General features: G+C 69.4%; 17 protein-coding genes. 8 read left to right on the forward strand and 9 right to left on the reverse strand.

Features of this window, described 5'->3' with window-relative positions; translation table 11 throughout:
- Position 1: 1 nt before the first annotated feature.
- From LPN01_RS11945 to LPN01_RS11955, 3 genes are all read left to right on the forward strand, one after another.
- On the forward strand, positions 2–3,262 hold the full coding sequence (locus LPN01_RS11945) for an efflux RND transporter permease subunit (protein WP_316747844.1): 3,261 nt from the start codon (positions 2–4) through the stop codon (positions 3,260–3,262).
- A complete protein-coding gene (locus tag LPN01_RS11950; RefSeq protein ID WP_262828646.1) occupies positions 3,259–4,830 on the forward strand; it encodes an efflux transporter outer membrane subunit in 1,572 nt (523 codons plus the stop codon). The genes LPN01_RS11945 and LPN01_RS11950 overlap by 4 nt, the downstream gene beginning before the upstream one ends.
- A 71-nt stretch (positions 4,831–4,901) precedes the next feature.
- Positions 4,902–5,405, forward strand: coding sequence for a GNAT family N-acetyltransferase (locus tag LPN01_RS11955; protein WP_262828647.1), 504 nt, complete (start codon positions 4,902–4,904; stop codon positions 5,403–5,405).
- Positions 5,406–5,668: 263 nt separating this feature from the next.
- Here the strand turns inward: LPN01_RS11955 and LPN01_RS11960 are convergent, their stop codons facing one another.
- A complete protein-coding gene (locus tag LPN01_RS11960; protein WP_262828648.1) occupies positions 5,669–6,094 on the reverse strand; it encodes a phasin family protein in 426 nt (141 codons plus the stop codon).
- Positions 6,095–6,238: 144 nt separating this feature from the next.
- On the opposite strand from LPN01_RS11960, the gene LPN01_RS11965 reads away from it, so the two are divergent.
- On the forward strand, positions 6,239–6,427 hold the full coding sequence (locus LPN01_RS11965; protein WP_262828649.1) for a hypothetical protein: 189 nt from the start codon (positions 6,239–6,241) through the stop codon (positions 6,425–6,427).
- 13 nt (positions 6,428–6,440) lie between these two features.
- On the opposite strand, the gene LPN01_RS11970 is transcribed toward LPN01_RS11965, so the two are convergent.
- The 6 genes from LPN01_RS11970 to LPN01_RS11995 all read right to left on the reverse strand — a co-directional run bounded on the left by LPN01_RS11970 (position 6,441) and on the right by LPN01_RS11995 (position 9,492).
- Positions 6,441–6,908: a hypothetical protein gene (locus tag LPN01_RS11970; protein WP_262828650.1), complete on the reverse strand. Its 468-nt coding sequence runs from the start codon at positions 6,906–6,908 to the stop codon at positions 6,441–6,443.
- Positions 6,905–7,375: a hypothetical protein gene (locus LPN01_RS11975; RefSeq protein ID WP_262828651.1), complete on the reverse strand. Its 471-nt coding sequence runs from the start codon at positions 7,373–7,375 to the stop codon at positions 6,905–6,907. Before LPN01_RS11975 ends, LPN01_RS11970 begins: the two co-directional genes overlap by 4 nt.
- 45 nt (positions 7,376–7,420) lie before the next feature.
- Positions 7,421–7,771 (reverse strand): hypothetical protein, encoded by a 351-nt coding sequence (locus tag LPN01_RS11980; RefSeq protein WP_262828652.1) that lies wholly within the window; start codon positions 7,769–7,771, stop codon positions 7,421–7,423.
- 37 nt (positions 7,772–7,808) lie between these two features.
- Positions 7,809–8,483, reverse strand: a complete 675-nt coding sequence (locus tag LPN01_RS11985; RefSeq protein WP_262828653.1) for a helix-turn-helix domain-containing protein — start codon at positions 8,481–8,483, stop codon at positions 7,809–7,811.
- A 122-nt stretch (positions 8,484–8,605) separates the two neighbouring features.
- Entirely contained in the window at positions 8,606–8,878 is a 273-nt protein-coding gene (locus tag LPN01_RS11990) for a hypothetical protein (protein ID WP_262828654.1), read from the reverse strand.
- 71 nt (positions 8,879–8,949) lie between these two features.
- Positions 8,950–9,492 (reverse strand): hypothetical protein, encoded by a 543-nt coding sequence (locus tag LPN01_RS11995; protein WP_262828655.1) that lies wholly within the window; start codon positions 9,490–9,492, stop codon positions 8,950–8,952.
- Between the two features lie 161 nt (positions 9,493–9,653).
- Here LPN01_RS11995 and LPN01_RS12000 point away from each other — a divergent pair, with 161 nt between their 5' ends.
- The 4 genes from LPN01_RS12000 (at position 9,654) to LPN01_RS12015 (ending at position 14,678) form a co-directional block, all read left to right on the forward strand.
- Positions 9,654–10,304 carry a L,D-transpeptidase family protein gene (locus LPN01_RS12000; RefSeq protein WP_262828656.1) on the forward strand — a complete coding sequence of 217 codons (651 nt, stop codon included), beginning with the start codon at positions 9,654–9,656 and terminating at the stop codon, positions 10,302–10,304.
- Positions 10,305–10,401: 97 nt separating this feature from the next.
- Positions 10,402–11,055 carry a GAF domain-containing protein gene (locus tag LPN01_RS12005; RefSeq protein ID WP_262828657.1) on the forward strand — a complete coding sequence of 218 codons (654 nt, stop codon included), beginning with the start codon at positions 10,402–10,404 and terminating at the stop codon, positions 11,053–11,055.
- Positions 11,056–11,213: 158 nt separating this feature from the next.
- Positions 11,214–13,898: an aconitate hydratase AcnA gene (acnA, locus tag LPN01_RS12010; RefSeq protein WP_262828658.1), complete on the forward strand. Its 2,685-nt coding sequence runs from the start codon at positions 11,214–11,216 to the stop codon at positions 13,896–13,898.
- A 306-nt stretch (positions 13,899–14,204) separates the two neighbouring features.
- Positions 14,205–14,678 (forward strand): DUF2141 domain-containing protein, encoded by a 474-nt coding sequence (locus LPN01_RS12015; protein WP_262828659.1) that lies wholly within the window; start codon positions 14,205–14,207, stop codon positions 14,676–14,678.
- A gap of 16 nt (positions 14,679–14,694) precedes the next feature.
- Here the strand turns inward: LPN01_RS12015 and mtnP are convergent, their stop codons facing one another.
- Positions 14,695–15,552 carry an S-methyl-5'-thioadenosine phosphorylase gene (gene mtnP, locus LPN01_RS12020; protein WP_262828660.1) on the reverse strand — a complete coding sequence of 286 codons (858 nt, stop codon included), beginning with the start codon at positions 15,550–15,552 and terminating at the stop codon, positions 14,695–14,697.
- Complete coding sequence (locus tag LPN01_RS12025) at positions 15,549–16,946, reverse strand: amino acid permease (RefSeq protein ID WP_262828661.1); 1,398 nt, start codon at positions 16,944–16,946, stop codon at positions 15,549–15,551. Before LPN01_RS12025 ends, mtnP begins: the two co-directional genes overlap by 4 nt.
- Between the last annotated feature and the right edge of the window lie 51 nt (positions 16,947–16,997).

A 16,997-nucleotide genomic window follows, 5' to 3' on the forward strand; every position in this document is an offset into this window, starting at 1 on the left:
CGTGATAAGTCGCATCTTCATCGATCGTCCCATCTTCGCATGGGTGCTGGCGATCATCGTCATGCTCGCCGGCGTGGGCGCGATCCTCAGCCTGCCGATCGCGCAATATCCCGACGTCGCCCCGCCACAGGTGTCGATCCGCGCGACCTTCCCCGGCGCATCGGCGCAGACGTTGCAGAATTCGGTGACGCAGATCATCGAGCAGCAGCTGACCGGGATCGACGGGCTGCTCTATTTCAGCTCGTCCTCGTCCAGCCGCGGCGCGGTGACGATCACCGCGACGTTCGAAAAGGGCACCGATCCCGACATCGCGCAGGTGCAGGTGCAGAACCAGGTGCAGCAGGGCGTCGCGCGCCTGCCGCAACAGGTGCAGCAGCAGGGACTGGTCGTCCGCAAGTCCAACCCGGACAACTTGCTGATCGTCGGCGTCTATGACGAAACCGACCAGCGCACCAACATGGACGTCAGCGACTATCTGGTCTCCAACCTCCAGGATCCGCTCGGCCGCGTGCAGGGCGTCGGCGACGTCAACGTGTTCGGATCGCAATATGCGATGCGTATCTGGCTCAATCCCGAACGGCTCGCGAGCTATTCGCTGATCCCGTCCGACGTCAGCACCGCGATCCAGGCGCAGAACACCGAAGTCGCCGCGGGCGAGATCGGCGGCCTGCCGTCCGGTCCCGAACAGATGCTCAACGCGACCGTCACCGCGCAGTCGCGCCTGCAAACGCCCGAACAGTTCCGCCAGATCATCATCAAGACGTTGCCGTCCGGCGCCACCGTGCGCCTGTCCGACGTCGCGCGCATCGAGCTGGGGGCGGAAAGCTACGCCGCGGTCAGCCGGATCAACCGCCACCCGGGCGCCGGCATCGCGGTGCTGCTCGCCCCCGGCGCCGACGCGCTGGAAACCGCCGAGCTGGTGAAGGCGGAGGTCGCGCGCGTCGCCAAGGGGTTCCCCGCGGGGCTGAAGGTCGCCTACGCCAACGACACCACCGCGTTCATCAAGCTGTCGATCGAAGAGGTCGTCAAGACGCTGATCGAGGCGGTGATCCTGGTCGTCGTCGTCATGTTCGTGTTCCTGCAAAGCTGGCGCGCGACGCTGATCCCGACGATCGCGGTCCCGGTGGTGCTGCTCGGCACGTTCGCGGTCTTCTCCTTTGCCGGCTTCTCGATCAACACGATGACGCTGTTCGGGCTGGTGCTCGCCATCGGCCTGCTCGTCGACGACGCCATCGTCGTCGTCGAGAACGTCGAGCGGTTGATGGAGGAAAATCCCGACATGTCGCCGCGCGAGGCGACGATCGAATCGATGAACGAGATCAGCGTCGCGCTGATCGCGATCGCGCTCGTCCTGTCGGCGGTGTTCCTGCCGATGGCGTTCTTCGGCGGATCTACCGGCGTCATCTATCGCCAGTTCTCGCTGACGATCGTGTCGGCGATGGTCCTGTCGGTGCTCGTCGCGCTGATCCTCAGCCCGGCGCTCACCGCCTCGCTGCTGAAGCAGAAGTCGAAGGAAGCCGAAGAGACGCAGGGATTCGCACGCCGGTTCCCGCGCGTCGCCGGCTGGGGCGGCAAGGCATCGGGCTGGTTCAACCGCAACTTCGAACGCGGCGTGACCCGCTACACCGGGGCCGTGCAGAAGGTCATCGACCGCAAGTGGTTATTCCTTCTCATCTACCTGGGCGTCTGTGCGCTGCTTGCGGTGCTGTTCCTGCGGCTGCCGACGGGCTTCCTGCCGACCGAGGACCAGGGCTCGGCGATCGTCCAGTTCCGCCTGCCGCCGGGTGCGACGCAGGCGCGCACGCTCGAGGTGCAGCGGCAGGTGGAACGCTATTTCACCCAGAACGAGGCCAAGAACGCCTCCGTCCTGTTCACCGTCGCGGGCGGCGGCGGTGGCGGCGTCAGCGGCCAGAACACGGGTCAGGGCTTCCTCAACTTCGTCGACTGGTCGGAACGCACGGGCAAGGAAAACACCGCCGACGCGATCACCGGCCGTGCCTCCGCGGCGTTCCGCGGCCTGCGCGATGCACAGGTGTTCGCCCTGGTTCCGCCGGCGATCCGCGGGCTGGGGTCGTCCGACGGCTTCACGATGGAATTGCAGAACACCGGCGGCCTGACCCAGGACCAGTTCAACGCCGCGCGCGACAAGCTGCTCGCCGCCGCCAACGCCGACCCGGAGCTCGCCTCGGTCCGCCTGACCGAACTGCCCGACATCGCGACGCTGCGCGTCGACATGGACCAGCAGAAGCTGACCGCGCTCGGACTGACGCAGACCAACGCCAATTCGACGCTGACCACCGCGTGGGGCGGCCAGTATGTCAACGACTTCATCGATCGCGGCCGCGTCAAGCGCGTCTACGTTCAGGGCGATGCCCAGTATCGCTCGGCGCCCGACGACCTGAAGCAATGGTTCGTGCGCGGGTCGAACGGGCAGATGGTGCCCTTCTCGTCCTTCGCCACCACCGGCTGGTCGACCGCGCCGACGACGCTGTCGCGCTTCAACGGCATCGCGTCGTTCGAATTCCAGGGATCGGCCGCGCCGGGCAAGAGCTCGGGCGATGCGATGACGCGGATCGCGGCGCTGGCCGCGAAGATCCCCGGCACCTCGGTCGCCTGGGCCGGCCTGTCCTATCAGGAGCGGTTGTCGTCGGGACAGGCGCCGTTGCTGTACGGGCTGTCGATCCTGGTCGTCTTCCTGTGCCTCGCGGCGCTGTATGAAAGCTGGTCGATCCCGTTCGCGGTGCTGCTCATTATCCCGCTGGGGCTGATCGGTGCGATCGCGTTCGTCACGCTGCGCGGCCTGACCAACGACGTCTATCTCCAGATCGGGCTGCTGACGACGATGGGGCTGGCGGCGAAGAACGCGATCCTGATGATCGAATTCGCCGAACAGGCCGAACGCAAGGGCGCGCGCGTCATCGACGCCGCGCTGGAAGCGGCGAAGATCCGGTTGCGGCCGATCCTGATGACGTCGTTCGCCTTCATCTTCGGCGTGCTGCCACTCGCGATCTCGACTGGCGCGGGCGCGAACAGCCGGATCGCGATCGGGACCGCGGTGATCGGCGGCATGCTGTCGGCGACGTTCCTCGCGATCTTCTACATCCCGCTGTTCTTCGTGCTCGTCCGCCGCGGCGTGCGCGACGGCATCGCCCGGCTGCGCGGCCGGCCGACCGGGCATCAGGGCAAGACCGACGACCATCCGCCGGCGCCGCCGATGCCGCCCGCCACGCCCCCTTCGCAGCCCGCACCGGAGCCCGCATGATGCGCCGCCTGATCCTCGCCCTGGCGCTCGGCGGCAGCGCGCTCGCCGGCTGTTCGATGGAGCCCAAATACGTGCGGCCCGACCTGCCGGTGCCGCCGTCGTGGCCGGTCGGCGATGCCTATCTGCGACAGAGCGAGGCGGCACTACCCGCGATCACCTATCGCGACGTGTTCCGGGACCGGCGGCTCCAGACGCTGATCGACCAGGCGCTCGCCAACAACCGCGACTTGCGCATCGCCGCCGCCAACATCGCCGCGGCGCGCGCGCAATATCGCATCCAGCGCGCCGACCTGTTCCCGGCGATCGACGCATCGGGCCGCTACAGCTATTCGGGCGGTGGCGACGGCGCGCGCAGCACCGCGAGCAGCGGCAGCACGGGCAACACCGGCACCGGCAACACGGGAACGGGCACGGGCACCGGCGGAACGGGCACGGGGACCGGCACGAGCACGGGCACGGTGACCACCACCAGCGGTTCGTCCAACAGCGCCTTTTCCGCGCAGGTCGGCACCACCGCGTTCGAACTCGACCTGTTCGGGCGCATCCGGTCGCTGTCGCGCGCTGCGCTCGACCGCTATTTCGCGACCGAGGCGGCGGCGCGCGCGACGCGGCTGACGCTGGTCGGCGACATCGCGACCGCGTGGCTGACCTATGCCGCCGACCGCAGCCTGCTCAAGATCGCGCAGGACACCGCGACGAGCGCGCAGAAGAGCGTCCGGCTGACCCGCGCGCGGCTGGACGGCGGCATCAGCCCCCGCACCGACCTGCGCCAGGCGGAACAGATCCTCGAAACCGCCAACGCCGATCTCGCCGCACAGACGACGCTGGTCGCGCAGGACGTCAATGCGTTGCAGTTGCTCGTCGGTGCGCCGATCGATGCCACGCTGCTCCCCGCCTCGATCGACGAGGCGCAGGCGACGATCGCGACGCTGCCCGCCGGGCTCGACAGCGGCGTGCTGCTGCGCCGCCCCGACGTGGTGCAGGCCGAATACGAACTGCGCGCCTACAATGCGGAAATCGGCGCGGCCCGGGCGGCGCTGTTCCCGCGTATCTCGCTGACCGGGCTGGTCGGCTTCGCGAGTACCGCGCTGTCGTCGCTGTTCAGCGGCGGCGCGTTCAACTATTCGGTCGCGCCGTCGGTCAGCTATCCGATCTTCCAGGCCGGCGCCGGCCGCGCCAACGTCCGCTATACGGAGGCGCAGCGCGACGCCGCGCTCGCTACATACGAAAAGACGATCCAGACCGCGTTTCAGGAAACCGCCGACGCGCTCGCCCGCCAGGGCACGCTCGCGGCGCAGCTGCGCGCGCAGACCAATTTCCAGATCGCCGCCGCGGACACGCTGCGCCTCGTCAACGCGCGTTACCAGGGCGGCATCGACACCTTCCTGTCGAGCCTTGATGCGCAGCGCTCGCTCTACACCGCCCAGCGGACGTTGGTGGCGACGGCGCTGGTCGGCGCGACCAACCGGGTGACGCTGTACCGTGTCATCGGCGGCGATTCGTCGCTGGAGGCGACGCCGCAGGGCCCGCAGCCGGTGACGCCAGGCGGCGCGCCGCGCAGGGACTGACCGGCCGCGCCGACGGATCGGGTTGACCCGGCCGCCGCCGCCGCCGATGGTCGCGGCAGGAGCCGCCCGCCATGAACTATACGATCCGCCGTTTTCGTCCGACCGACGACGCCGCGATGCTCGCGTTCGCGGCGACCCTGCCCGAACACGACCTGTTGTTCCTCGGCCGCGACCTGCGCCATCCGCGCGTGATCGAGGCGTGGCAGCAGGCGATCGGAGAAGGCTGGATCGACAGCCTGATCGCCGAGGACGATGGCCGGATCGTCGCCAGCGCCGCGCTCGTCCGCGATCCGCTCGGCTGGAGCGGACATGTCGGTGAAATACGCCTGCTGGTGTCGCCGGAGCGGCGCGGTGCCGGACTGGGCGGGGACCTGCTCGAGGCGCTGCTGGGCATCGCGCATGCGCACGGCCTTGCCAAGCTGACCGCGTCGATGACGGTCGATCAGGCCGCGTCGATCGCGCTGTTCGAGGGGTTGAACTTCCGCCGCGAAGCGACGCTGGCGGACCACGTCCGGGCCAGCGACGGGATCGCGCACGACCTGCTGGTGCTGGCGCGCGCGATGCCGACCGGCTGACGGTTCCGGCCGGCGGGGAAGCTTGCAGGGCCGGCGTCACCCCGGACTGGTCGAGGGATCTGCGAAATTACCCGATACGTCCGCGCCCCCGGCGCAGGCCGGGGCCCAGGTATGGGGCATCGGCGCAGTCCAGTAAACGGCTCCCGACCGGGTCCCGGCCTCAACCGGGCAAGACCTCGGATTGTCGCCTAGCGGTCGACCACGTTCGAAGTGACGGCGGGAGGGGTACCCACGCCCCTCCCGACCGTCGATCGGTACCGCGGTCAGTCGGGCTTGCGCTCGGCGGCGGCGCGCAGCGGGGTTACCGCATCGCGGCCGAATTGCATGATGAGTTCGCCGATCTCGCGCGCCTGATCCATCGACCGCTGGCCCTGGGCGCGCAGATAGTCGCCCTGGATCCGCATCACGTCGCTCAGGTCCTTGGCGCTCGCCGCCTCGCGCATCGCTTCGAACGCCTGATGCGAATTCTGCTCGGCCTGTTCGATGATCTTCAGCCCGATCGTCGCGCTGCCATCGGCGACCTTCTGTCCGGACGCGCGCATCGCCTCCCCGGCGCGGCGGGCAGGATCGATGACATGGTCCGAAAAGCCCTCGCGCGCGCGGTTCGCGGCATCGCGCATCGCATCGCCGGCACCGCCACCAAAGCCACCGTTGCCCGTCGCTTCGCCGCCGTCGTTGCCATCCGCCATCGTCACTCTCCTCTATGCATCGATCCGCCGGCCGGGCGGCCGATAGCCTGCGATCCGGTCAACGTGCGATGCCCGGCTTTGCTCCCCGCCCCGTGGCGCGCGATCCCCGTTGCGTCGTGCCCTCGCGTCGGTAAAACGCCCGCGATGGACACGCCCGAAGACCCGACCCAGCGCAGGATCCGCGGTGAATTGCTTCATCGCGCGGTGGCGCTGGGCGAGGAACTGATGCGGCTGTCCGACGACCTGGGCCTGTCGGTCGCCGGACTGCATATCTGCCAGGGTATCGAACTGATGCGCGACGAGGCCGATCGCCTGCTCGACCGGTCCGCCTGACCGACCGGCGGCGTCAGGCGTCGCCGATGCAGCGCAGCACCAGCACCGTGCCCGCTTCGGTGAGCGACACCGCCGGTGGCCCCTCGCCGCCGATCCTGCGGACGAGGCCACGCTCGATCAGCACCTCGAGCCAGCGAACCGCGACCGCGGCGCGCACGCCCATGACGTCGGCGATCGCCGCCTCGGGCAGGGCGCGCCCCTCCTCGTAGGCGATGAACAGGTTGAGCAGCATGTCCCAGCCGGGCTCCCCGAACAATTCGGCGAGCGGGCCCGCCGCGGCATCGCGGCACCGGCGCTGCGCCAGCAGCGCGCGGGCGCGATCGGCGTCGTCGGGCTGTTCGGGTCCGGCGGGCACCGTCGCGACGATCTCGCCCCGCCCCCGCGCGCTCAGGTCGCGCAAACGGGCCAGCGTCGCCGCCAGCCGTTCATAGTCTTCCCGGTCGCGATCGTGCCAGCGTAACAGTCGGATATCGGCACTCATGGTCGTTCGTCATCCGGATGGCGGAGCGGCGACCAGTCCCGGTCGCTGCCGAAGCGGGCGAGGCGATGGCGGTGCCGCCACGCACCGATCGCGAGGAGCGCGAGCATGGGATAGGCGATCTTGCTGCTCGCGCCGGCGTACATCCACGGCACCAGCGTCGGCTGGAACGCCTTCACGCCATGGATGGCGATGGTGATGAGGTGCAGCGCACTGACGTAGAGCGGCCAGTAGCGGTCGGCCCGCACCGCGATCCCCATCAGTCCCAACAGCATCAGCAGGTCGACCGACAGCAGCATCGGCTCCATCTGCGCAAAGGGACGCAGCGCGTTGTAGAACGGCGCCAGATAGGTCGCGACCGCGGCGGTCACGAACAGGAACGCCGTCCAGCGTTCGGGCGCGCCGCCGACCCGGACGGCATAGCCGCAGACCAGCGCGAGCACGACGTTGAACAGCGCGATGTGGATCATGGCTTGGCCGGCCAAAGGAGCAGTCTGGAGGCCAAGCCATGACACCTAGGCGGCGACGCGCAGATGACTGACGTCGGCACCCGTCGGGGCGAATTCGGGCTTCGGCTTTTCGTCGCCGAAGCTCGTTTCGAACCCGATCTGCTTGCCCAGCTTCTCGATGATGCGGTGGCCGGCGACGGTATGACCGCGCGCGGTGCCGATCGCGAGAATCGCGTGGCCGAGAACCTCGAATGCCTGCTGGCCCGCGATCGCGGGCAGGTTGGCGGCGGAACGAGCGCGCGGCAGGGCGGCGAGCAGGTCGCCGCCGGTGGCGAACGCCTCGTCGAGTTGCGTTTCGAGCCGCCACAGCAGCTGCGCCACGGCATCGGCCGCGGCTTGCGTATTCGCGTAGGACATAGCCACCTTTCCACCCTGTCGGGCGCTTCCGTTGAAGTCAGGAAAGGCGTTGGGTCACGGCCTCGATCAGTCCCGTCAGCACCTGGAGGCCCGACATCAGCATGCCGAAACCGACGGCGATACCCAATGCGATGACCTGTATCCAGATCAGGCGGTCACCGACCGAAAGGTCGTTGTCCCTCTGTCCCTTCCGCCGGAAGGGCAACCGTAGTTCCGGAGCGGGCCGCCTGGACGGCACCGCTCCGGAAACCACCGAAGCCCCGACGATCCCCTCGTCCGGCGACACGGCTGATGGCAGGGCGAGCGCCGGCTGGACCAGCCGCGCAGAATGCCCCCCGATTTTATCGGGGGCAGGAATCGTTGTTTCCGAATGACTTGCCGGCGATGGCCCCGCTTCGTGCGCGGCCCATTGCAGCGCCGCATCGCGCCGGTTGCGCGCGCCGAGGATCTTCACGGCATCGGTCAGATAGCCGTCGACGGTCGATTTCTCGATGCGGAGCGCGTCGGCGATCTCTTTCGATCCCTTGAGGTCGCGGACGCCACGCAGGCAGTCGCGATGACGCGGCGACAGGCGGTCGAACCGCGTCTGCGGCGCGGGCGCGCCATCGGTCCGGGCGGCATGCCCCCCGTTTTCGCGCACATGGCCGCCGGACGGCACCGACGTGCCGTCGCCACGGCCTGCCGTAACCTGCTCCGTCTCGGCCGACACCATTACTCACCCGTTGCTCATCGCCGATTAGCACGATTTGACGGGCATGCCAGCGTAACCACCAGATCGGGTCAATCAATCGATCCTTTCGCCGCCGGGACCGGCCGTCCCGGCGCGCGTGCGGATCAGGCCTTGCCGGTCTTGCGGGGCTTGGGCTTCGATGCGGTCGCCTTGCGGCCCCGGCGCGTGGCGACGGGTGGCTTGCGGCTGCGCAGCAGGGGCACCGCGATCGCCGCTGCCGCGCCGGCCAGCAACGTGCCGCCGATGGCGATCCAGGCGCCGGTACCGATCCCGCCCGCGGCGGGGGCGGCAGCGTGCGTGGCCTCGGCGGCCGGCGCCGTATCCTCGTGATGGGTCGGGCCGGCGTGTTTCATCACCGAACTCGGAATATGGGACATGGGCTGTTTCCTTTCAGCTGCTCCCAACCCCAGGCCGCGCGTCAATGTTCCGCTGGCGGGGCGCGCGCGCCTCACCCGCGCCAGCGTCGCATCGCGCCGTCATAGGCGTCGGCCGCCGCCTGCCGCGCCGCGTCCAGGCGCTCGCGCTCGTCCTCCTGCTCGCGCTCCATCGTCCGTCGCCGCTTGGCGAGCGCCGTTTCCTCGGCGCGCAGCGCCCGCTGCGCGCTGCTGGCCCGGGCGGCCGCCTGCGTCACCGCTTCCTCCGCCGCGTCGAGGCGCGACCGGTCGGGCCTCGGCGCGCGGGCCTTCCGCACCGGCGCTGGTGCCGGGGCATCGGGTTCGGCCGCGTCGTGCGGGGCCGCCCGTCGCGTCGGGCGGGCGGCGGGCAGCGCCGCGATCTGTTCCGCCGCGGTACCGCGCGAGCGCTTGACGACCGTGCCGGGGCTGGCCAGCGGCGCGGCGGTCAGCGCGGGATCGTCGACGACCTCCGCGACCCCGCGCGCGAACAGGTCGTGCGTGCTGCCCCAGGCCGCCAGCGCCGCCTTCTGGCTCGTCGCCGCGACATAGGCGTCGTGGAACCCGATCGGGGTGCGATAGACCTTGAGCTTCGCCATGGCGGCGATCCTATCGCCCATGGCGGGTGTCGGCCAGCGGCGGTGCGCGACAGGTTACCGGCCACCGGCTTCGTGCCATCGCGGGACGGGCCGATCCGGGCACTGGCCAGCATCCGCGATCCCGGGCATCCTGCACATTCCATCCGACCGGAGCCTACCCCTTGCCCGCACCCCGCCGGGCCCTCGCGGCCAAGCTGATCCTCGCCCTCGCGACGCCGGCGATCGCTGCCGTGGCGACGGTGGCGGCCACCGGGGCGGCGCATCGCCCGGCGGCGGTCGGCGCGGCCCCGCGCACCGCGAAGATGCCGGCGCGGCGCGCGCCCGCCCCCGCCCCCGCCGTCCCGCCGCCGGCCGATCCGCTCGCGGTCAAGCGGATCCTGCCGATCGGCCCGATCCGGTTCGGCGAGTATGCCTGGGACGCGAAGGGCGTTCCCGACGGCCCGTTGATCGTCACCGTCGATCTGGCCGCGCAGACCCTGTCCGTCTTCCGCGGCGGTTACGAGATCGGCGCGACCGCCATCCTGTACGGCGCGGACGACAAGCCGACGCCGCTCGGCACCTTTCCCATCCTGATGAAGGATGCGGACCACGTGTCCGCGACCTATGGCGCGCCGATGCCCTATACGCTGCGGCTGACCGCGGACGGCGTGTCCGTCCATGGCACCGAGGTGGCGTGGGGCTATGCGACCCACGGCTGCATCGGCGTGCCCACGGCCTTTGCCCGCCTGCTGTTCCGCGAGGCGAAACCGGGCGACAAGGTCATCATCACGCGCGGCAGGACGCTGGCGACCGGCGAGGCGCTGATCGGCTGACCGACGCCCTTGCATCGACCGCCGCGGAATGTTTTGATCTGGCATCGGCCCTGCGGTTACATCGACGCGCAGGCCACGGGGTGCGGGAAAGCGGGACATGGGGGACGAGGAAGAGCGGCTGGCGACGCTGGCCAAATACAATGTGCTCGACACCGAGGCGGAGCCCCAGTTCGACGCGCTGGTGCACGCCGCGTCGCAACAGCTCGACGCGCCGATCTCGACGATCTCGCTGATCGATGCGCGCCGGCAATGGTTCAAGGCGCGGATCGGGCTGGACGTCGCCGAGGGTCCGATCGAGGAATCGTTCTGCGCCAGGGTGATCGAGCAGGACGACGTGGTCGTCGTGCCCGACGCGACGCTGGACGAGCGGTTCCAGGATTACCCGAACGTGACCGGCGGGACCAAGATCCGCTTCTACGCCGGCGCGCCGCTCAAGATGCGCAACGGTGCGCGGATCGGGACGATCTGCGTCGTCGACGTCGTGCCGCGCGAGGGCCTCGACGAGGAGGAGCGCGTCGCGCTGGAGGACCTTGCCCGCCGTACCGTGGCCGCGCTGGAATTGCGGCGCGATTTCGACGAGGCGCGCGGCGAGGACGCCGGCCCCGCCACCGACACGCAATGGCTGGCGCAGGCGAGCGAGCATCTGGTCAAGGCCTGGGCGGCGCTCGACCTGGTCGGTGCCACCGCCGAACTCGCCCGGCTGGAACAGGTGATCGTCGAGGTCGACGCGTTGCGGCTGGGGGCGCGCTAGCCTCTTCGCCGCGGACGCCGCATCTGCGCTTCCCCCGCCGATAACCCCTTGCTAAGGCCGCGGCGACATACGCTTTCGCTTGCAGCGCTCTCGCGCGCCCGCGCGGCCCTGGTGGCCGCCTCCCCGTGCGCGGCCTGGGCCAATTTGAAGGGACCAACATGACCGCTATCGGCCAGGACAGCCTGAACACCCGCACGACGCTGGACGTCGGCGGCAAGACCTATGCCTATTACAGCCTGGACAAGGCCGCGGCGAAGTTCGGCGACATCAGCCGCCTGCCCTTCTCGATGAAGGTGCTGCTCGAAAACATGCTGCGCTTCGAGGACGGCAGGACCGTGACCGAGGCGGACGTCCAGGCGATCGTCGACTGGCAGAAGGAGCGCCGCAGCGACCGCGAGATCCAGTATCGCCCCGCGCGCGTGCTGATGCAGGATTTCACCGGCGTCCCCTGCGTCGTCGACCTCGCCGCGATGCGCGATGCGATCACCAAGCTGGGCGGCGACGCGGCGAAGATCAATCCGCAGGTGCCCGTCCACCTCGTCATCGACCATTCGGTGATGGTCGACGAATTCGGCACGCCGCAGGCGTTCGCGGACAACGTCGATCTCGAATACCAGCGCAACGGCGAACGCTACGAATTCCTGAAATGGGGATCGGCCGCGCTGGACAATTTCAAGGTCGTGCCGCCGGGGACGGGCATCTGCCACCAGGTGAACCTCGAATATATCGGCCAGGCGGTGTGGTCGTCGGACAGCGTCGGCGACCATGGCGACGGCACCCCGGTCGCCTATCCCGACACGCTGGTCGGCACCGACAGCCACACGACGATGATTAACGGCCTGGGCGTGCTCGGCTGGGGCGTCGGCGGGATCGAGGCGGAAGCCGCGATGCTCGGCCAGCCGGTGTCGATGCTGATCCCGGAAGTCGTCGGCTTCAAGCTGACCGGCGCACTGCGCGAGGGCATCACCGCGACCGACCTGGTGCTGACCGTCACGCAGATGCTGCGCGCCAAGGGCGTCGTCGGCCGCTTCGTCGAATTCTTTGGCCCCGGCTTGTCGTCGATGACGCTCGCCGATCGCGCGACCATCGCCAACATGGCGCCCGAATATGGCGCGACCTGCGGCTTCTTCCCGATCGACGACAAGACGATGGACTATATGCGCCTGACCGCGCGGTCCGAGGACAACATCGCGCTGGTCGAGGCCTATGCGAAGGCGAACGGTTTCTGGCGCCACGACGACGCGCCCGAGCCGGTGTTCACCGACACGCTGGAGCTCGACATGGGCAGTGTCACCGCGTCGCTGGCCGGCCCGAAGCGCCCGCAGGACCGCGTCAGCCTGGGCAAGGTGGACGAGGTGTTCAACGGCGACCTGTTCAAGATCTATCACAAGGAGCGGCCGCAGCGCGTCGCGGTGGACGGCCGCGACCATGACATCGGCGACGGCGACGTCGTGATCGCCGCGATCACCAGCTGCACCAACACCTCCAACCCGTCGGTGCTGGTCGCCGCCGGCCTCGTCGCGCGCAAGGCGAACGCGCTGGGCCTGAAGCCCAAGCCCTGGGTCAAGACCAGCCTCGCCCCCGGCAGCCAGGTCGTCACCGACTATCTCGACAAGGCCGGCCTGACCGCCGATCTCGATGCCCTGGGCTTCAACCTCGTCGGCTATGGCTGCACGACCTGCATCGGCAATTCCGGTCCGCTCGCCGAGCCGATCTCGAAGGCGATCAACGGCAACGACATCGTCGCCGCCAGCGTCCTGTCGGGCAACCGCAATTTCGAGGGCCGCGTGTCCGCCGACGTGCGCGCCAACTTCCTCGCCTCGCCGCCGCTCGTCGTCGCCTATGCGCTGAAGGGCACGGTGACGCTCGACATGACCGAAACGCCGCTCGGCCAGGGCAGCGACGGACAGGACGTGTTCCTGAAGGACGTGTGGCCGACCAACCTCGAGATCGCCGACGTGATGGCGGCGAACATCGACGACACGATGTTCCGCAACCGCTACGGCAACGTCTATGCCGGCGATGCCAAGTGGCAGGCGATCGACATCACCGAATCGGACACCTACGCGTGGCCGTCGGGGTCGACCTATGTCGCCAACCCGCCCTATTTCGACGGGCTGGAGATGACGCCGAAGCCGGTGACCGACATCATCGACGCCAAGCCGCTCGCCATCCTGGGCGATTCGATCACCACCGACCACATCAGCCCGGCGGGTTCAATCAAGGCCGACAGCCCGGCGGGCAAGTGGCTGATGGAGCGGCAGGTCAGCCGCGCCGACTTCAACAGCTATGGCGCGCGCCGCGGCAACGACCACGTCATGGTCCGCGGCACCTTCGCCAACATCCGCATCAAGAACGAGATGGTGCCGGGCGTCGAGGGCGGCATGACCCAATATGCCGGCGAGACGATGCCGATCTACGACGCGGCGATGCGTCACAAGGAGGACGGCACGCCGCTCGTGATCGTCGCGGGCAAGGAATATGGCACCGGCTCGTCGCGCGACTGGGCGGCGAAGGGCACCAACCTGCTCGGCGTGCGGGCGGTCATCACCGAAAGCTTCGAGCGCATCCACCGATCGAACCTCGTCGGCATGGGCGTGCTGCCGCTCCAGTTCGCCGACGGCGTGACGCGCCAGACGCTGAAGCTCGACGGGACGGAGACGTTCACCATCACCGGCGTCGCCGCCCTGCGCCCGCGCCAGACGGTCGAGGTCACGCTGACCCGCGCCGACGGCACGGTCGAGACGTTCGAGACGCGCTGCCGGATCGATACCGTCAACGAGCTGGAATATTTCCTCAACGGCGGCATCCTCCAGTACGTGCTGCGCAACCTGGCGGCATAAGCGACGGCCGAAGCGTCTGTTCCGGGGGGGAGGTGCCGCGGGGTGCCTCCCCCTTTTCATGGGGGTTTCGAGCGCAGGCGCGCCCTCCCCACTCCGTCACCCCGGACGTATTCGCGGTTTCTGCGAACGTCGATAACCCTTCTTGTTCCCCGGCGCAGGACAGGGACGTTCGCGGCGACCTCGAACCAATGCAGTGCGCGTTGGAGTGTCCGGGGAGCCGGATCGCGTGCAACGCTGCCCCGTGAGCGACACACCCTCGCCATATCCGGCGCTATACTGATCCTTTTCCCGGACCCTTATCGCCGCATGCTTCGCTTCATCGCCCTCGCCCCAGCCTTACTGCTCGCCACGCCGGCCCCGGCGCAGCGCAACACCGCCGGTTGCACCGCTGGGACTCCGCACCGCGTGCTCGTCGCGATCCGCGGGCTGCGCGCATCGACCGGGGCGGTACGCGTGCAATTGTACGACGAGGACGGGTTCCTCGAAAAGGGCCGCTGGATCGCGCGGGTCGAAGTGCCCGGCGGCGGGCGGCGCAGTGTCGAGCTGTGCGTGCCCGTGCCGCGGCCGGGCACCTATGGCATCGCGGTCCGCCATGACGCCAACGCCAACGGCAAGTCCGACGGCGGCGACGGCGGCGGTTTCTCGCGCGACCCGAAACTGTCGCTGCTGCGGCTGAAACCCGCCTTCGCGCAGGTCGCGGTGCCGCTAGCCGCCGGCACCAGCCGGATCGCTGTGACGATCAACTACCGCCACGGCTTCGGCGTCGGTCCCGATCGCTAGCGCGGGCCTGCGGGGTCTAGCGCAGCGCCCGCCCCGCCACGGCATCCAGCTTCGCGACCAGCGCCGGATCGCGCGCCGACGGGGCGGTGATGAGCGCGGCATCGAGGCATGTGTCGATCGGCGAGGCGGTCCGTTCCGCGGGCAGCGCGTGAAGCAGCCGCATCACCATGTCGCGCGCCCGCGCGGCGTTTGCGGACAATTGGGCCAGCACCTGCGCGACGTCGACCGCGGCCGCGTCCGCCCGCCAGCAGTCATAGTCGGTGACCATGCCGACCAAAGCATAGGGCAGCTCGGCCTCCCGCGCGAGCTTCGCCTCCGGCATCGCGGTCATCCCGATGACGTGGCATCCCCATTGCCGGTAGAGGTGGCTTTCCGCGCGCGTCGAGAATTGCGGGCCTTCCATCGCCAGATAGGTGCCGCCCGACGTCGTCCCCTCACCGGCCGCGTCGGCGGCGAACGCGCTGAGGCGGGGACAGACCGGATCCGCCATCGAGAGATGCGCGACGCAGCCGGTGCCGTAGAAACTCGACACGCGGCCCTTGGTACGGTCGACGAACTGGTCGACGATCGTGAAGCTGCCGGGCGGACGATCCTCGACCAGCGACCCCACCGACGACACCGCCAGCACGTCGGTGACGCCGAGGCGCTTCAGCGCGTCGATGTTGGCGCGTGGATTGAGCTGTTCCGGGCTGATCCGGTGCCCGCGGCCGTGGCGCGGCAGGAACGACACCGCGACCGGACCGACGCGGCCGGTGAAGATCGCATCGGACGGCGCGCCCCAGGGTCCGGCGACCTCTACCCAGCGGCCGTCCGCTACCCCTGCGACGTCGTAGAGGCCCGATCCGCCGATGATCCCGATATGCCAGCCGCTCACGAGCGCGCGATCTCCGCCCGACCGCGCGCGTAGAGGAAGTAGACGAGCAGCCCGAACGCGTTCCAGCCGACGAAGGCGACCTGCGTCACCACCTGGAGGCTGGTGAACAGGTACAGGCAGCCGAGGATGGCGAGCGGTGCGACCACCCAGGCAAGCGGCGTGCGGAACGGCCGTCGCGCCGCCGGATCGCGCCGGCGCAGCACCAGCACGCAGGCGGCGACCGCGACGAAGGCGCACAGCGTGCCGGCATTGGCGAGGCTGGCGATGACGTCGAGCGGCGCCAGCCCGGCGATGATCGCGACGAAGATCGCGGTCATCGCGGTGATCCGCACCGGCGTGCCGCGCGCGCTGACCCTGGCGAGGCTGGGCGGCAGGAAGCCGTCGCGCGCCATGACGAGAAAGATGCGGCTCTGGCCATAGAGGAACGCCAGCAGCACCGTCGGCAGCGCGACCGCCGCCGCGGCGGCGACGATCGTCGCGACCTTCGGCTGGTTCAGCTCGCGCAGGATCAGGGCCAGCGGCTCCGCGCTCTTGCCGAACTGCGTATAGCTGACCGCGCCCACCGCGGTCGCGGCGACGATCATGTAGATCGCGGTGCACGCCACCATCGACCCGACGATACCGATGGCAAGGTCGCGCTCGGGGTTCTTTGCCTCTTCCGCGGCGGTCGAGATCGCATCGAAGCCGTAGAAGGCGAAGAAGATGATCGCCGCCGCGCCCATCACGCCATATTTGACGCCGCCCTCCCCCGTGGGGCTGCCATAGCCATAGGGGGTGAAGGGATGCAGGTTGGCGACGTCGAAATGCGGCAATGCCACGCCGACGAACAGCGCCAGCGTGACGATCTTCAGCACCACCAGCGCGGTGTTGATCCGCGCGCTTTCGCGCGTGCCCAGCATCAGCAGTCCGGCGACGACGCCGATGATCGCGACCGCGGGCAGGTTGACGACGCCGCCCAGGCCCGGCCCGTTCGCGAACGCCGCCGGCACCGTCACGCCCAGCCCCTTGAGGAAGCCGACCGCATAGCCCGACCAGCCGACCGCGACGGTCGACACGACCAGCGAATATTCGAGGATCAGGCTCCACCCGACGACCCAGGCGATCACCTCGCCCAGCACCGCATAACTGTACGTATAGGCCGAGCCCGAGGCCGGGATCATCGTCGCCATTTCGGCATAGCAGAGCGCCGCGCAGGCGCAGATCGCGCCGGCGACGACGAACGACACGATCACCGCCGGTCCCGCCCGTTCCGCGCCGACGCCGATCAGCGTCAGGATGCCCGTGCCGACGATCGCGCCGACGCCGAGCGCCACCAGATGCGGCCAGCCCAGCGTCCGCGCGAGCTGTTGCCCCGGCGGCTGCGCCCCGATCGTCTTGCGGCGAAATAGACTCATGCGGACCCCCTCGATGTTGCGAGGGGGTATAAGCGGCCCGGGCGACCGTGG

Source organism: Sphingomonas sp. A2-49 (genome assembly GCF_025548555.1).
Taxonomy (GTDB): Bacteria; Pseudomonadota; Alphaproteobacteria; order Sphingomonadales; family Sphingomonadaceae; genus Sphingomonas.

Excerpts from the sequence above, each read along its gene's own strand:
- LPN01_RS11950 (WP_262828646.1), top strand. The coding sequence starts at position 3,259 with ATGATGCGCCGCCTGATCCTCGCCCTGGCGCTCGGCGGCAGCGCGCTC.
- LPN01_RS11955 (WP_262828647.1), top strand. The coding sequence starts at position 4,902 with ATGAACTATACGATCCGCCGTTTTCGTCCGACCGACGACGCCGCGATG.
- LPN01_RS11960 (WP_262828648.1), bottom strand. The coding sequence starts at position 6,094 with ATGGCGGATGGCAACGACGGCGGCGAAGCGACGGGCAACGGTGGCTTT.
- LPN01_RS11965 (WP_262828649.1), top strand. The coding sequence starts at position 6,239 with ATGGACACGCCCGAAGACCCGACCCAGCGCAGGATCCGCGGTGAATTG.
- LPN01_RS11970 (WP_262828650.1), bottom strand. The coding sequence starts at position 6,908 with ATGAGTGCCGATATCCGACTGTTACGCTGGCACGATCGCGACCGGGAA.
- LPN01_RS11975 (WP_262828651.1), bottom strand. The coding sequence starts at position 7,375 with ATGATCCACATCGCGCTGTTCAACGTCGTGCTCGCGCTGGTCTGCGGC.
- LPN01_RS11980 (WP_262828652.1), bottom strand. The coding sequence starts at position 7,771 with ATGTCCTACGCGAATACGCAAGCCGCGGCCGATGCCGTGGCGCAGCTG.
- LPN01_RS11985 (WP_262828653.1), bottom strand. The coding sequence starts at position 8,483 with ATGGTGTCGGCCGAGACGGAGCAGGTTACGGCAGGCCGTGGCGACGGC.
- LPN01_RS11990 (WP_262828654.1), bottom strand. The coding sequence starts at position 8,878 with ATGTCCCATATTCCGAGTTCGGTGATGAAACACGCCGGCCCGACCCAT.
- LPN01_RS11995 (WP_262828655.1), bottom strand. The coding sequence starts at position 9,492 with ATGGCGAAGCTCAAGGTCTATCGCACCCCGATCGGGTTCCACGACGCC.
- LPN01_RS12005 (WP_262828657.1), top strand. The coding sequence starts at position 10,402 with ATGGGGGACGAGGAAGAGCGGCTGGCGACGCTGGCCAAATACAATGTG.
- acnA (WP_262828658.1), top strand. The coding sequence starts at position 11,214 with ATGACCGCTATCGGCCAGGACAGCCTGAACACCCGCACGACGCTGGAC.
- LPN01_RS12015 (WP_262828659.1), top strand. The coding sequence starts at position 14,205 with ATGCTTCGCTTCATCGCCCTCGCCCCAGCCTTACTGCTCGCCACGCCG.
- LPN01_RS12025 (WP_262828661.1), bottom strand. The coding sequence starts at position 16,946 with ATGAGTCTATTTCGCCGCAAGACGATCGGGGCGCAGCCGCCGGGGCAA.